This is a genomic window from Lentzea alba, from assembly GCF_011067745.1.
Classification (GTDB): domain Bacteria; phylum Actinomycetota; class Actinomycetes; order Mycobacteriales; family Pseudonocardiaceae; genus Lentzea; species Lentzea alba.
This window is the reverse complement of sequence record NZ_JAAMPJ010000001.1, coordinates 247822-261117: the sequence shown is the minus strand read 5'-3', so window position 1 is coordinate 261117 and position 13296 is coordinate 247822. Positions and strand designations below refer to the sequence as shown.

The 13296-nt window shown below is 68.8% G+C and carries 15 protein-coding genes; 12 read left to right on the top strand and 3 right to left on the bottom strand.

All coding sequences use genetic code 11. The annotated features are described in order from the left end of the window. Nucleotides 1-3 precede the first annotated feature (3 nt). The 9 genes from truB (at nucleotide 4) to G7043_RS01175 (ending at nucleotide 8436) form a co-directional block, all read left to right on the top strand. Nucleotides 4-891, top strand: a complete 888-nt coding sequence (gene truB, locus G7043_RS01215) for a tRNA pseudouridine(55) synthase TruB (RefSeq protein WP_313887653.1) — start codon at nucleotides 4-6, stop codon at nucleotides 889-891. 33 nt (nucleotides 892-924) lie between these two features. Then, nucleotides 925-1857 (top strand): bifunctional riboflavin kinase/FAD synthetase, encoded by a 933-nt coding sequence (locus tag G7043_RS01210; RefSeq protein WP_166042954.1) that lies wholly within the window; start codon nucleotides 925-927, stop codon nucleotides 1855-1857. An 83-nt stretch (nucleotides 1858-1940) separates the two neighbouring features. Then, complete coding sequence (locus G7043_RS01205) at nucleotides 1941-2420, top strand: helix-turn-helix domain-containing protein (protein WP_166042952.1); 480 nt, start codon at nucleotides 1941-1943, stop codon at nucleotides 2418-2420. Nucleotides 2421-2532: 112 nt separating this feature from the next. Further along, nucleotides 2533-2979, top strand: coding sequence for a 2'-5' RNA ligase family protein (locus G7043_RS01200; RefSeq protein WP_166042950.1), 447 nt, complete (start codon nucleotides 2533-2535; stop codon nucleotides 2977-2979). Between the two features lie 127 nt (nucleotides 2980-3106). Next, the gene (rpsO, locus tag G7043_RS01195) at nucleotides 3107-3376 is read left to right on the top strand and encodes a 30S ribosomal protein S15 (protein ID WP_030471762.1); all 270 of its coding nucleotides are present in this window, start codon (nucleotides 3107-3109) and stop codon (nucleotides 3374-3376) included. Between the two features lie 233 nt (nucleotides 3377-3609). Then, nucleotides 3610-5856, top strand: coding sequence for a polyribonucleotide nucleotidyltransferase (locus G7043_RS01190; protein WP_166042947.1), 2247 nt, complete (start codon nucleotides 3610-3612; stop codon nucleotides 5854-5856). 107 nt (nucleotides 5857-5963) lie between these two features. Further along, nucleotides 5964-7256 (top strand): M16 family metallopeptidase, encoded by a 1293-nt coding sequence (locus G7043_RS01185; RefSeq protein WP_166044867.1) that lies wholly within the window; start codon nucleotides 5964-5966, stop codon nucleotides 7254-7256. After that, nucleotides 7253-7990 carry a 4-hydroxy-tetrahydrodipicolinate reductase gene (gene dapB, locus G7043_RS01180; protein ID WP_166042945.1) on the top strand — a complete coding sequence of 246 codons (738 nt, stop codon included), beginning with the start codon at nucleotides 7253-7255 and terminating at the stop codon, nucleotides 7988-7990. Before G7043_RS01185 ends, dapB begins: the two co-directional genes overlap by 4 nt. Beyond that, nucleotides 7987-8436: a tetratricopeptide repeat protein gene (locus tag G7043_RS01175; RefSeq protein ID WP_166042943.1), complete on the top strand. Its 450-nt coding sequence runs from the start codon at nucleotides 7987-7989 to the stop codon at nucleotides 8434-8436. Before dapB ends, G7043_RS01175 begins: the two co-directional genes overlap by 4 nt. Here G7043_RS01175 and G7043_RS01170 read toward each other — a convergent pair. Next, complete coding sequence (locus G7043_RS01170) at nucleotides 8426-9631, bottom strand: winged helix-turn-helix domain-containing protein (protein WP_166044866.1); 1206 nt, start codon at nucleotides 9629-9631, stop codon at nucleotides 8426-8428. The two genes, G7043_RS01175 and G7043_RS01170, sit on opposite strands and share 11 nt — an antisense overlap. A 70-nt stretch (nucleotides 9632-9701) precedes the next feature. Between G7043_RS01170 and G7043_RS01165 the strand changes: the two genes are divergently transcribed. Then, nucleotides 9702-10244: a GNAT family N-acetyltransferase gene (locus G7043_RS01165; protein ID WP_166042941.1), complete on the top strand. Its 543-nt coding sequence runs from the start codon at nucleotides 9702-9704 to the stop codon at nucleotides 10242-10244. A 21-nt stretch (nucleotides 10245-10265) separates the two neighbouring features. Then, nucleotides 10266-10775 (top strand): hypothetical protein, encoded by a 510-nt coding sequence (locus tag G7043_RS01160; protein ID WP_166042939.1) that lies wholly within the window; start codon nucleotides 10266-10268, stop codon nucleotides 10773-10775. Here the strand turns inward: G7043_RS01160 and G7043_RS01155 are convergent, their stop codons facing one another. Together G7043_RS01155 and G7043_RS01150 are read right to left on the bottom strand one after the other, a co-directional pair. After that, the gene (locus tag G7043_RS01155) at nucleotides 10776-11642 is read right to left on the bottom strand and encodes an SRPBCC family protein (RefSeq protein ID WP_166042936.1); all 867 of its coding nucleotides are present in this window, start codon (nucleotides 11640-11642) and stop codon (nucleotides 10776-10778) included. Further along, a complete protein-coding gene (locus G7043_RS01150; RefSeq protein ID WP_166042933.1) occupies nucleotides 11639-12181 on the bottom strand; it encodes a winged helix-turn-helix domain-containing protein in 543 nt (180 codons plus the stop codon). Before G7043_RS01150 ends, G7043_RS01155 begins: the two co-directional genes overlap by 4 nt. Nucleotides 12182-12308: 127 nt before the next feature. On the opposite strand from G7043_RS01150, the gene G7043_RS01145 reads away from it, so the two are divergent. After that, nucleotides 12309-13292 (top strand): aldo/keto reductase, encoded by a 984-nt coding sequence (locus G7043_RS01145; protein WP_166042931.1) that lies wholly within the window; start codon nucleotides 12309-12311, stop codon nucleotides 13290-13292. Nucleotides 13293-13296: the final 4 nt, after the last annotated feature.

The window sequence follows — 13296 nt, the reverse complement described above, 5'->3', positions numbered from 1 at the left end:
GCCGTGAAACCCTCTGTTGCACCGGGCCTGGTCGTCGTCGACAAGCCGGACGGCATGACCTCGCACGACGTGGTGGCGCGTGTGCGCAGGATTCTCGGCACCCGCAAGGTCGGGCACGCCGGCACGCTCGACCCGATGGCGACCGGCGTGCTCGTGCTCGGCATCGAACGAGCCACGAAGCTGCTCGGCCACCTCGCGCTCGACAGCAAGGCCTACCTCGCCACGATCGTCCTCGGCGCGTCCACCACCACGGACGACGCCGAGGGCGAGGTGCTGTCCACTGTGGACGCTTCCGGGGTGACCGACGAGGCGATCGCCGCCGAGGTGGCGAAGCTCACCGGCCCGATCCAGCAGGTGCCGTCCGCCGTGTCCGCGGTGAAGATCGACGGCAAGCGCGCTTACGCACGGGTGCGTGCGGGCGAACAGGTCGACATCCCCGCACGGCCCGTGACGGTGCATCGGTTCGATGTGCTGTTCACGCGCCGTGAGGACAAGACCGTCCTGATCGACGTGATGGTTGAGTGCTCCTCCGGCACCTACGTGCGCGCGCTGGCCCGTGACCTCGGTGCGACGCTGGGTGTCGGCGGGCATCTGGGTGCGTTGCGGCGCACCAGGGTCGGCCCGTTCGACCTCCGCGTGGCCAAGACGCTCGAACAGCTCGAGGAGACGCCCGCGCTGTCGCTGGACCTGGACGCGGCGGTCGGCACGGCGTTCCCGCGCCGCGAGATCGATCCCCGGGAGGCTTCGGCGCTCTCGCACGGGCAGCGGCTGAGCGCGGGCGGGTTCGACGGCGTCTACGGCGTGTTCGGGCCGGACGGGCACGTCATCGCGCTGGCCAGGGACGAGGGCTCCGCGTGCAAGCCCGTGGTCGTGCTGAGCCCCGCTGGATGACCCGTGCGGGCGGCACGTCGTAGGCTGATCACCGTGCAACGCTGGCGCGGACTAGACCACCTTCCCGGCGGCTGGGGCCGCTGCGTCGTGACCATCGGCGTGTTCGACGGAGTCCACAAAGGCCATCAGGCCCTCGTCGGGCGCGCGGTGGCGCTCGCGGAGCAGCGCGGGCTGCCGAGCGTGCTGATGACCTTCGACCCGCACCCTTCCGAGGTGGTGCGGCCCGGCAGCCACCCCGCGCAGCTCACCACGCTGCGGCGGCGGGCCGAGCTGGTCGAGGAACTCGGCATCGACCACTTCGTGGTGGTGCCGTTCAGCCTCGAGACCAGCAGGATGCCCGCGGACGAGTTCGTGCACGAGGTGTTGGTCGAGAAGTTGCACGCGGCGGCTGTCGTAGTAGGTGAGAACTTCACTTTCGGCCACAAGGCGGCGGGTAACGTCGCGATGCTGCGCCAGCTGGGGCAGCGGTTCGGATTCGTGACCGAGGGGGCTGATCTGGTGTCGGCTGACGACGTGACCTACTCGTCGACCTACATCCGCGCGTGCATCGACGCCGGGGACGTGAAGGCGGCCGCGGAGGCGCTGGGCCGTCCGCACCGGCTCGAGGGGATCGTCGTCAAGGGCGACGGGCGGGGCAAGGACCTGGGGTTCCCGACCGCCAACCTGTCGACGCCGAAGTTCGCGGCCGTGCCGGCCGACGGCATCTACGCGTGCTGGTTCACCGACGCCAAGGGCAAGACGCTCAAGGCGGCGGTGAGCGTGGGGACCAACCCGACGTTCTCCGGGCGGGAGCGCCGGGTCGAGGCGTTCGTGCTGGACGTGGACGAGGACTACTACGGCCAGCGGGTCGCCGTGGACTTCGTCGATCGGCTGCGTGAAATGGAGAAGTTCGACTCGGTTGAGGCCCTCCTCGAACAAATGCATCGAGATGTAGACCGAACGAGGGAACTGCTGACCGAGTCGTGACCGTCAGATTGGGCAAAGCGGCCGTGGGGGCGTCCGCAGGCTGGCAGGATGCTGGTCGGAGTGCGGGCTAGGGAGAGGCCAAAGTGGAGGACCACAAGATCGTTCAGCGCAACCTCGCCCTGCAACGGGAGTGGTACGGGGAGCCGCTGGGTGACCGCGTGCGCCGGCTGGTCGTGGCCTTCAACGTGTCCCAGGCCCAGCTCGCGGACGTGCTGGGGATCAGCGCGCCGATGCTGAGCCAGGTGATGAGCGGCCGCCGCGCCAAGATCGGCAACCCGTCCGTGCTCGCACGGATGATCATGCTGGAGCGCAAGGTGCTCACACCGGACGTGGCGACCGGGGCACCGGAGGCGTTGCAGCGCGCGCTCGACGACGTGCGCGAGTCCAAGCCGACCGTGTCGCGGGACTCGCTGCCGGTCAACGGCGACGAGAGCGTCGCGTACCCGGTGCTGCGCCGCGTCGCCGACCGCGCCGAGCTCCAGCAGGCCGCTGATCTGCTCTCCGACGACTTCCCGGCCATCGCCGACCTGTTCCGCCGAGTCATCCGAGCTGCCAACAGGTGAAGCTCTTCACCGCGCTCGCTCAGCAGAGGTGTGTCCGCGGACAGCGCGGACCAGGTCGCTCGCAGTGTCTTCTGGGGAGCGACCCCCAGACCCCCGAGGTCGCGCGAGCGCGATGAAATACTTCACCGCGCTCTACCCGCCTCGGCACGTGATCGAAGAACTGGACGCCGTGCTGGATCGCGGCATCGAGATGGACTGGACGACGCCGGAGAAGTGGCACATCACGTTGTGCTTCCACGGCGAATCCGCTGATGAGGAACGCTTCAAAGCCCTCGAAGGCCATGAGGTGCCCGAAATCCGGCTCAAGGACTTCGGCGACTTCCGCGGCAAGGTCCTGTGGGCGGGAATTCACGGCGATTTAAATCAGTTGGCACGGGCGGCGGGCGCGAACGACAATTGGCAGGCGCACCTGACGGTGGCGTACGGGTACCGGGGTCAGCCGATGCCGGCGTTCCTGAGCAGCCCGTGGCAGCCGTCCGAAGCAGTGCTCGTGAGCAGCGAGGCAGGCGTCTACACACCCGTGTCGCGGGTGGGGTTGCGCACGTCAGCGCGCCGCTGAGCATCGTGCCTGATAGCCTTCGCAGTTGGGTCTGGCTGCGGTCCGTGGCGGCCAGTACCGGCTACCCCGGCCAGCAATTCGGCGGGCGCGGGGCCGCACGGACCTGAACAAGTAGGAGAAGTACCTAGTGGCACTGTCCACGGAGCAGAAGAAGTCCATCCTCGGTGAGTACGGTCTGCACGACAGCGACACCGGCTCGACCGAGGCGCAGGTCGCCCTGCTGAGCAAGCGCATCGCGGACCTCACGGAGCACCTCAAGCAGCACAAGCACGATCACCACTCCCGCCGTGGTCTTCTGCTGATGGTCGGCCGTCGCCGCCGTCTGCTGAACTACCTGACCAAGGTGGACATCAACCGCTACCGCGCGCTGATCCAGCGCCTCGGTCTGCGCAGGTGACACTTGCCGAGGGGGAGTGACCGGCCGGTCGCTCCCCCTCGGCGCACAGCCGGGTGTATACAGATCCCCGGCTGCAAAGAGGAAAAGAAAACAGGACCCGCATCGCGCGAAGCAGTTATCGCCGGTCCTCGGTAGTGGTCCCCTGGTGGAAGAGCCCCAGGAGGCTTCGATCGAAGACCGGCCTCGTCAGACAAGCGTGTTGCGGTGTCCAAAAGACGAGGAGTAACAAGTAAATGACGGACATCGAGGTCCACGAGGCGACTGCCGTTATCGACAACGGCAAGTTCGGCTCGCGCTCCATCCGCTTCGAGACCGGGCGCCTCGCGCGTCAGGCCGCGGGCAGCGTGGTGGCGTACCTGGACGACGAGACGATGCTGCTGAGCGCCACGACGGCGTCGAAGCACCCCAAGGAGCACTTCGACTTCTTCCCCCTCACGGTGGACGTCGAGGAGCGCATGTACGCCGCGGGCCGCATCCCCGGCTCGTTCTTCCGGCGTGAGGGCCGTCCGAGCACGGACGCCATCCTGACCTGCCGCCTGATCGACCGTCCGCTGCGCCCGTCCTTCGTGGACGGCCTGCGCAACGAGATCCAGGTCGTCATCACGGTCATGAGCCTCAACCCGGCCGACCTGTACGACGTCGTGGCGATCAACGCCGCGTCCGCGTCGACGCAGCTCGCCGGCCTGCCGTTCTCCGGCCCGATCGGTGGCGTCCGCGTCGCTCTGATCGAGGGCCAGTGGGTGGCGTTCCCGACCTACGAGCAGCTCGAGAAGGCCGTGTTCGACATGGTCGTCGCGGGTCGTGTGGTCGACTCCGGTGACGTCGCGATCATGATGGTCGAGGCCGAGGCCACCGACAACGTGATCGACATGATCGCCGAGGGTGCGACCGCCCCGACCGAAGAGGTCGTGGCCGCCGGTCTCGAGGCCGCCAAGCCGTTCATCAAGGTCCTCTGCGAGGCCCAGGCGCAGCTCGCCCAGGTCGCCGCCAAGGCCACCGGCGAGTACCCGACGTACCCGGCCTACCAGGCCGACGCGTTCGAGGCCGTCGAGGCGTCCGCCACGGGCGAGCTCGCCCAGGCGCTGACCATCGCGGGCAAGGCCGAGCGCGAGTCCAAGCTCGACGAGGTCAAGGCCGCCACGCTGGAGAAGCTGGCCGAGCAGTTCGAGGGTCGCGAGAAGGAGGTCGGCGCGGCGTTCCGCTCGCTGACCAAGAAGCTCGTGCGCCAGCGCATCCTGCGCGACAAGGTCCGCATCGACGGCCGTGGCCTCACGGACATCCGTGACCTCGGTGCCGAGGTGGCCGTGATCCCGAGGACGCACGGTTCGGCGCTGTTCGAGCGCGGCGAGACCCAGATCCTGGGTGTCACGACGCTGAACATGCTGCGCATGGAGCAGCAGATCGACTCGCTGGCTCCGGAGACGCACAAGCGGTACCTGCACCACTACAACTTCCCGCCCTACTCGACCGGTGAGACCGGCCGCGTGGGTTCGCCGAAGCGCCGCGAGATCGGCCACGGCGCGCTGGCGGAGCGGGCGATCATGCCCGTGCTGCCCAAGCGCGAGGAGTTCCCGTACGCGATCCGCCAGGTGTCCGAGGCGCTGAGCTCCAACGGCTCGACGTCGATGGGCTCGGTCTGCGCGTCGACCCTGTCACTGCTCAACGCGGGTGTCCCGCTGAAGGCGCCGGTCTCCGGCATCGCGATGGGTCTCGTCTCCGACGAGGTCGACGGTGAGACCCGCTACGTGGCGCTGACCGACATCCTCGGTGCCGAGGACGCGTTCGGCGACATGGACTTCAAGGTCGCGGGCACCAAGGAGTTCGTGACGGCGCTGCAGCTCGACACGAAGCTCGACGGCATCCCGTCCGAGGTGCTGGCGCAGGCGCTGGGCCAGGCCCGCGACGCGCGCTACACCATCCTGGAGGTCATGGCCGAGGCCATCTCCGACCCGGACGAGATGAGCGCCTTCGCTCCGCGCGTCACGTCGGTCAAGATCCCGACCGACAAGATCGGCGAGGTCATCGGCCCGAAGGGCAAGATGATCAACTCGATCACCGAGCAGACCGGTGCCGACATCTCCATCGAGGACGACGGCACGATCTACGTCGGTGCGGCGGACGGCCCCTCGGCCGAGGCCGCGATCGGCATGATCAACGCGATCGCGAACCCGCAGCTGCCGAAGGTCGGCGAGCGCTTCCTGGGCACCGTGGTGAAGACGGCCGCGTTCGGCGCGTTCGTCTCGCTGCTGCCCGGCAAGGACGGCCTCGTCCACATCTCGAAGCTGGGCAACGGCAAGCGCATCGCGAAGGTGGAGGACGTCGTCAAGGTCGGCGACAAGCTCCGCGTCGAGATCGCCGACATCGACCAGCGCGGCAAGATCAGCCTCGTCGTCGTGTCCGACGACGACGCTGCCAAGCCGGCTGACGCCCCGGAGGCCGTCGAGGCCACCGAGGCTGCTGAGGCGGCTCCCGCGCAGTGAGTGCGACAGACAACAACGTGACGGCCGCGGGTGCATCCACCCGCGGCCGTCCGCGTACCGGACGGTTGGGGCACCTCCAGCAGCCGGGCAGCACGCGGGTGCTCGAGATGTCCGCGGGGTCCGAGGTGCGGCGCAGCATGCTGCCCTCCGGCCTGCGGGTCATCACCGAGCGCATCCCGAGCGTGCGGTCCGCCTCGGTCGGACTGTGGGTGCAGGTCGGGTCCCGGGACGAACGGCCCGAGGTCGCGGGTGCCGCGCACTACCTGGAACACCTGCTGTTCAAGGGAACTTCGCGCCGGTCCGCGGCGGCCATCGCCGAGGAGATCGACGCGGTCGGCGGCGAGCTGAACGCGTTCACCGCCAAGGAACACACCTGCTACTACGCGCACGTGCTGGACGAGGACCTGCCGCTCGCGGTCGATCTGGTGTCCGACGTGGTGTTCGAGGCGATCTGCGGTCCGCGTGACTTCGAGACCGAACGCGGTGTCGTGCTCGAAGAGATCGCGATGCGCGACGACGACCCCGAGGACCTGCTGCACGACGCGTTCATCGAGGCGTTGTTCGGCGCGCACGCGTTGGGACGCCCGGTGCTGGGCACCGAGAAGTCCATTCAGGACATGGCGAGGGACAACCTCTACTCGTTCTACAAGAAGCGCTACACGTTGCCGCGCATGGTGTTCTCCGTCGCGGGCAACATCGAGCACGCGCACGTGATGCGCTTGGTGCGCAAGGCGATCGGCGACCGGCTGTCGAGGGAAGGCACCGCGGTCGCGCCGCGGGCGGGTCGCGCGCGCATCGCCGACGCCCGCAAGCTGGTGCTGCACACCGACGACACCGAGCAGGCGCACCTGATGCTCGGCATGAAGGGCCTGGACCGCCACGACGAGCGCCGGTTCGCGTTGAACGTGCTGAACGCGGCCGTCGGCGGTGGCATGAGCTCCCGGCTGTTCCAGGAGGTCCGCGAGCGGCGTGGCCTGGCGTACCAGGTGTACTCGTCGGTCGGTCTGTACGCGGACACCGGCACGTTCGCCGTCTACGCGGGCTGCCAGCCGGACCGGCTGGGCGAGACCGCCGGCGTGATCCGCGAGGTGCTCGTGGACGTCGCCCGCGGTGGTCTGTCCGACGCGGAAGTGGCGCGCGGCAAGGGACAGCTGCGCGGTGCGCTCGTGCTGGGGCTGGAGGACACCAGTTCCCGGATGTCGCGCATCGGCAAGTCCGAACTGAACTACGGCGACCACCTGAGCGTGGAGGACACCCTCGCTCGCATCGACGCGGTCTCCGCGGACGAAGTGGCGCTGCTCGCACGTGATCTGCTGCGCCGTCCCGTCGCCGCGGCGGTGGTCGGCCCTTACGATCACGCCGACGATCTGCCGGACCAGGTACACGAGGTGATTGCATGATTCGCGTCGGAGTTCTCGGCGCGCGGGGCCGCATGGGTTCCGAGGTGGTCCGCGCGGTCGAGGCCGCGAAGGACATGGAGGTCGTGGCGGCGATCGACGCCGACGACCCGTTGCAGGCTCTCGTGGATTCCGGCGCGCAGGTCGTCGTCGACTTCACGCACCCCGACGTGGTGATGGGGAACCTGGAGTTCTGCATCGCGGCCGGGATCCACTGCGTGGTCGGCACTTCCGGGTTCGACAACGCGAAGCTGGCCGCCGTCGAGGCACTGCTCGCGGACAAGCCCGAGGTCGGTGTGCTGGTGGCGCCGAACTTCGGCATCGGCGCCGTGCTGCTGATGCGCTTCTCGGAGATCGCGGCCCGCTACTACGAGTCGGCCGAGATCATCGAGCTGCACCACCCGCGCAAGGCCGACGCTCCTTCGGGCACGGCGGCGCACACGGCTCGTTTGATCGCGGCGGCGCGGGAGGGCATGGACCCGATGCCCGACGCGACCACGCAGGAGGAGCCGGGCGCGCGCGGTGCCGTCGTCGACGGCGTGCGCGTTCACTCGCTGCGGATCTCCGGGATGATCGCGCACCAGGAGGTCGTGTTCGGTGGCGAGAGCGAGACCCTGACGATCCGTCAGGACTCGTTGCACCGCACGTCCTTCATGCCCGGCGTCGTGCTGGGCGTGCGGGAGATCGTGTCCCGTCCCGGACTCGCTGTCGGCCTCGACAAGTACCTCGACCTGTGAAGGTCCGCCTCACCGTCGGGGTGCTGATCGCGGCTCTCGCGGTCTACTTCGTCCTGCTCACCGGTCGCGCTCTGGCTCTGTTGCAGACCGGTGAGCTGGTCGGGATCCTGCTCGGCGTCGGCGTGCTGATCCTGCCGCTGCTCGGCGTGTGGCTCGTGTGGTCCAACCTGCGCTTCGGTTGGGAGACCGAGAAGATGGCCCGCGAGCTCGACGCGGACGGGCTGCTGCCGGACGTCTCGCACCTGCCGCGCCGGCCCTCCGGCCGGGTGGATCGGGACGCCGCGGACTCGTGGTTCGAACAGCGGCGGGCCGAGGTCGAGGCGTCGCCTGACGACTGGCGCGTGTGGTTCCGGCTCGCGTACGCCTACGACATCGCGGGCGACCGCGGTCGTGCCCGCGAGACGATGCGCAAAGCCATCGAACTGCACACCACGGCTACGAGTTGACGACGGCGGCCGTCAACTCGGCCGCCAAGTCTCCCTTCGGCACCACCAGCACGTCCTCCAGCCCCAGCCAGTCGGCCATGTGCTTCAGCTCGCCGGCCAGTTCCGCCGCCACCCGAGGCCGCTCCACGCCTTCCTCGGCCCACGCCGACTGCACCCGCAGCACCCCGGCCGCCCGGTCGGCCTTGATGTCCACCCTGGCCACCAGTTCGCCGTCCAGCAGGAACGGGAACACGTAGTACCCGTGCACACGGCGAGGCTCGGGCACGTAGATCTCGATGCGGTACCTGAAGCCGAAGATCCGCTCGGTCCGCGCCCGCTCCCAGATCAGCGGGTCGAAGGGGCACAACAGGGCCCGCCCGACCACCCGGCGCGGTGCCTTGGCGTCGACGTGCCGATAGGCCACGCCACGCCAGCCGTCGACGGACACCGGTTCCAGCACACCGTCTTCCACCAGTGACACCACCGCGGCCTGCGAGCGGCGCGGGTCGAGGCGGTAGTAGTCGCGCAGATCAGGCTCGGTCGCCACGCCCAGCGCGACCGCGGAACGCAACACGAGCTCGCGCGCACCCTCTTCGGGCGTCCACTTCTGAGCCAGCACGTCGGCCGGGATCACGCGCTCGGTCAGGTCGTACAACCGCTCGAACGAGCGACGGGTGCCGGTGGTCAGGACGCCGACGCCGAACAGGACCTCGCACACGCGCTTGACCTCGGACCAGTCCCACCACGGGCCCTTCGAACGCCCCGAGTCACCGATCAGGGCCTTCTCCAGGGCGCCGGCGCCGATCGGGCCGAGCTCCTTGACGGCGGCCAGCACCTCGTCGACGAGCTGCGGGGAGCGTTCGAGAATGGTCTGGTAGTTCTGCCACCAGCCGCGTTTCTTGGCGCCCGAGTGGAACAGCGGCCAGTCGAGCACCGGCACGAGCGACGCCTCGTGCGCCCAGGTCTCCACCAGCATGCGCGGCTTGCGCGCGGAGTGCGTCCAGGCGGCCTCGTCCAGCAGGGACGGCTCGTAAGCGCCCAGGCGGGAGAACAGCGGCATGTAGTGCGCACGCACGGCCACGTTCACCGAGTCGATCTGCAGCAGCTGCACGCGGGACAGCACTCGTTGCAGGTGTCTGCGCGTGGCTGCTGATGGCCTCAGGTCGGTGAAGCCCTGTGCGCCCAGCGCGATTCGACGGGCCACGTCCGCACTCATCCTCTGCACGTGGCCGATGTTGCCACGCACCCCTGACAATTCGGCGACGCGGCGTCGATAAGGTGCGGTTATGGCCGACGCCGGCGTGCACACCGCCACCGCTGCTGATCTTTCGGAGATCGTCCGCATCCACCGGGAGACCTGGCGGCTCGCCTACGCCCAGCTCCTCCCGCAAGAAGTGCTGGACACCCTGGACACCGACGAGGCGTGGGCGCTGGCTGTCCAACAGGGTGCGGTGCTCAAGGCGACCGAGGGGGAGTGGACCGTCGGGTTCGTCGTGGCGAGCAAGGCTCCGGACGACGAGGTGGCGAAGGCGGACGGAACGCTACCGGCGGACGCCGAGACCACGGCGCTGGTCAGCGTCCTGGTGGAACCGCGCTGGGGCCGGCGGGGGCACGGCACGCGGCTCGTCGCGGAGGCTGCCAGAAGGCTCGTGGAAACCGGTGCGACGCGGGGGATCGCGTGGGTGCCGGAGGCCGACAAGGCGTCGAAGAACTTCTACGAACGACTGGGCTGGACGGGTGACGGCACGGTGCGCACTTTGGACGCAGGCGGGCGTCCGCTGCGCGAAATCCGGGTGTCCGGCCCGCTCGCTGTCCGACTCGACGACTGAGACCTGTGTAACCTCGGCCGGGTGCTAGCCCTCGTTGGCCTCATCTTCGGGGTCGCGTTCGGCTCAGCGGTTGTTCCCCTCATCAGCATCGAGATGTTCGTGCTGGGAATGTGCGCGCGCTGGCCGGACATGTCGTTCTGGATCGTCGGCCTCGCGGTGGCGGTCGGCCAGGTGCTGGGCAAGCTCGTGTACTTCTACGCGGCGCGTGGCGACATCCACCTGCCGAAGTTCCTGCGCCGCAAGCCCAGCGACAAGCCGAGCAGGTTCCGGCGGTGGATCGGTCCCGGCACGCGGATGCACCGGTGGGGTGACTGGATCCACGTGAAGTGCAAGGCGCATCCGAACTGGATGGCCGGCACCCACGGGGTGAGCGCGCTGGTCGGGGTGCCGCCGTTCATGGCGACGAGCGTGCTCGCCGGGCTCGCGGGCATGTCCACCACGATGTTCATCGTGACCGGCATGGTGGGCCGCTTCGCGCGGTTCAGCTTCCTCGCGGCCTCACCTGCCGTGGTCATGGCCTGGTTCGGGTGATCATTCGAGAGTGAGCACGCCGTCGGGCAGGCCGGGCATCTCCATCGAGTGCCACATCGGCCGCCAGTTCGGCACCTCCAGCATGCGCTTGAGGTCCGCGAACCCGCTGAGCCAGCCCAGCCAAGGCCCGTACGGCGGCCGTGAGGTGTCGAAGCCGCTCTGCACGAACGTCAGGTGCGTCTTGCCTTCCGAGCCCTTCAGCTCCCAGGACGCCACCATGCCCTCCTGGAACTCCAGCGCGAAGTGCGCCTCGTCCAGCGCGATGATCTTCGCCGGGGTCTCGTCGGACTCGAGGCTTCCCATCGTCCACCGGCCGCCGACGTGCGGCTCGATCTCCATGCGCGCCCCGAACCACCGGGCGAACACGTCGGGGTCGGTCAGCGCGTCGATGATGGCCTTCGGCGTCGCCGCGATGTCGGTCTCGAACCGTTGCTCCGGCGTCGAGAAGTCGCAGAACCCGAACACCGGCCGGCCCTCGACGTGCTCGACCAGGTTCGCCAGCACGAGTGCCCAGAACGTCTGGACGATCTCCGCGTGGTCGTCCCCGAGGCCCCAGGACGGGTACGGGGACTGCGTCATGGCGATCACCGTCTCGCCGTCGCGCTGCTCGATGGCGAGCGAGACCGTGTACTCCTCGTCGAACAGGAACCAGGTGAAGCTCACGGACGTGTCGTCCACGCTCAGCAGCTTCTGCCGTCCCCGCTCGCCGTCCGGCGTGTAGCGCCCCCAGAACTCGAACGTCCCCTGTTCGAGGTCCACGGCGGCGTGCTCGGCAAGCCACGTCCGCAGGCCCGCGGCGGTGGTCAGGGCCTCGTAGATGCGCGCGACAGGCGCGGACGTGCGTACGCGGACAATTCCGGTGCTCATCGATCGTCTCCTTTGGGATAGCAGGCGAGCGCGATGCGGAACGCATCCCCCTCCGCGCCGCCGTATCGGGTGAAGAGGTCCTGCAACGTCGTCTGGAGCTCGGCCAGGAACTGCTGGCGGTCTTCCGGCCGCACCCGGATCTCGCCGGACACGCCCACGGACGGCAGTTCGCTCGAGCGGTCCAGTGCCGCGACGTCGACCTGGATCTGCTCGGCGAGGTCGACGAGGTGCCCCAGTGCCAGCTCGTCGCGCGACCCGATCCGGCCGACCAGCCGTGGCGACAGCCAGTACGACCGCGCGACGGCCTGGTAGAGGCCCTCCTGGACGCCGCGCACCTTGCGCTCGGCGACCTGGGTGGCGAGACCGGCCTTGACCAGCTGTTTCACGTGGTAGTGCACGCGTTGCGGCGTCTGGTCGAGCACCTCGGCGACCTCGGTGCACGAGCGCGGCGCGGCGAGCTGCCGCAGCACCTCCACGCGCTGCGGCTTGAGCAGGGTCTCGGCCTGCTCCATCCGGTCCAGATAGATCACGTCTCTCATCGCAAAAAACACTTTGAACGTTCAAAACTATTTTGTCAATCGAGCGGACAAAGATGGACTGACAGATATTGAAATCTGTCAGTCCATTGGGCATGGTGGAGCCACCGCAGAGACGAAGGGGTTAGAAATGCAGAAGCGTCAGCTCGGAGCCACCGGCCCGGTCGTGTCCGCCATCGGGCTGGGCTGCATGGGCATGTCCCACAGCTACGGTCCGGCCGACCGCGCCGAGAGCATCGCGACCATCCGCGCGGCGATGGACGCGGGTGTCACGCTGCTCGACACCGGTGACTTCTACGGCATGGGCCACAACGAGCTGCTGATCCGCGAGGCGATCGAGGGCCGTCGGGACGAGGTGCAGCTCAGCGTCAAGTTCGGTGGCATGCGGGACGCCGACGGCGCGTTCGTCGGGTTCGACACGCGCCCGAACGCCGCGGCCAACTTCCTGGCGTACTCGCTGGAGCGGCTCGGCACCGACCACGTGGACATCTACCGGCCGGCGCGGCTCGACCCGTCCGTGCCGATCGAGGACACCATCGGCGGTATCGCCGAGCAGATCGAAAAGGGGCGCGTCCGGCACATCGGCCTGTCGGAGGTCGGCGCGGAGACCATCCGCCGGGCGCACGCCGTCCACCCGATCGTGGACCTGCAGATCGAGTACTCGGTGCTGGAGCGCGGTGTCGAGAGGGAGATCCTGCAGACCACGCGTGAGCTCGGCATCAGCATCACGGCCTACAGCGTGCTGGGCCGCGGCCTGATCTCCGCGACGCCGCCCGTCATCGGTTCCGACGACTGGCGCGGCCACACGCCGCGGTTCCAGGGGGACAACCTCACCCAGAACCTCGCCCTGATCCAGAAGCTCAACGAGATCGCGGAGAACAAGGGCGTCACAGTCGCGCAACTCGCGATCGCGTGGGTCGCGGCGCGCGGGGAGGACGTGGTGCCTCTCGTCGGCACGACCAAGCGTGCGAGGCTGAACGAGGCGATCGGTGCCGTCGACGTGACGTTCACCGAGCGGGAACTGCAGGAGATCGAGGCTGTTGTCCCTGTCGGGGCCGTTGCGGGCACGCGGTACGCGGCCGCGCAGATGGCCGCGCTGGACAGCGAGAGGTGAGTGA

Bases quoted from the DNA above. Each gene is read 5' to 3' on its own strand.
- G7043_RS01170 (WP_166044866.1), bottom strand. From the start codon at position 9,631: ATGAGTGCGGACGTGGCCCGTCGAATCGCGCTGGGCGCACAGGGCTTC.
- G7043_RS01145 (WP_166042931.1), top strand. From the start codon at position 12,309: ATGCAGAAGCGTCAGCTCGGAGCCACCGGCCCGGTCGTGTCCGCCATC.
- G7043_RS01165 (WP_166042941.1), top strand. From the start codon at position 9,702: ATGGCCGACGCCGGCGTGCACACCGCCACCGCTGCTGATCTTTCGGAG.
- dapB (WP_166042945.1), top strand. From the start codon at position 7,253: ATGATTCGCGTCGGAGTTCTCGGCGCGCGGGGCCGCATGGGTTCCGAG.
- G7043_RS01155 (WP_166042936.1), bottom strand. From the start codon at position 11,642: ATGAGCACCGGAATTGTCCGCGTACGCACGTCCGCGCCTGTCGCGCGC.
- G7043_RS01185 (WP_166044867.1), top strand. From the start codon at position 5,964: ATGTCCGCGGGGTCCGAGGTGCGGCGCAGCATGCTGCCCTCCGGCCTG.
- G7043_RS01200 (WP_166042950.1), top strand. From the start codon at position 2,533: ATGAAATACTTCACCGCGCTCTACCCGCCTCGGCACGTGATCGAAGAA.
- G7043_RS01190 (WP_166042947.1), top strand. From the start codon at position 3,610: ATGACGGACATCGAGGTCCACGAGGCGACTGCCGTTATCGACAACGGC.
- G7043_RS01150 (WP_166042933.1), bottom strand. From the start codon at position 12,181: ATGAGAGACGTGATCTATCTGGACCGGATGGAGCAGGCCGAGACCCTG.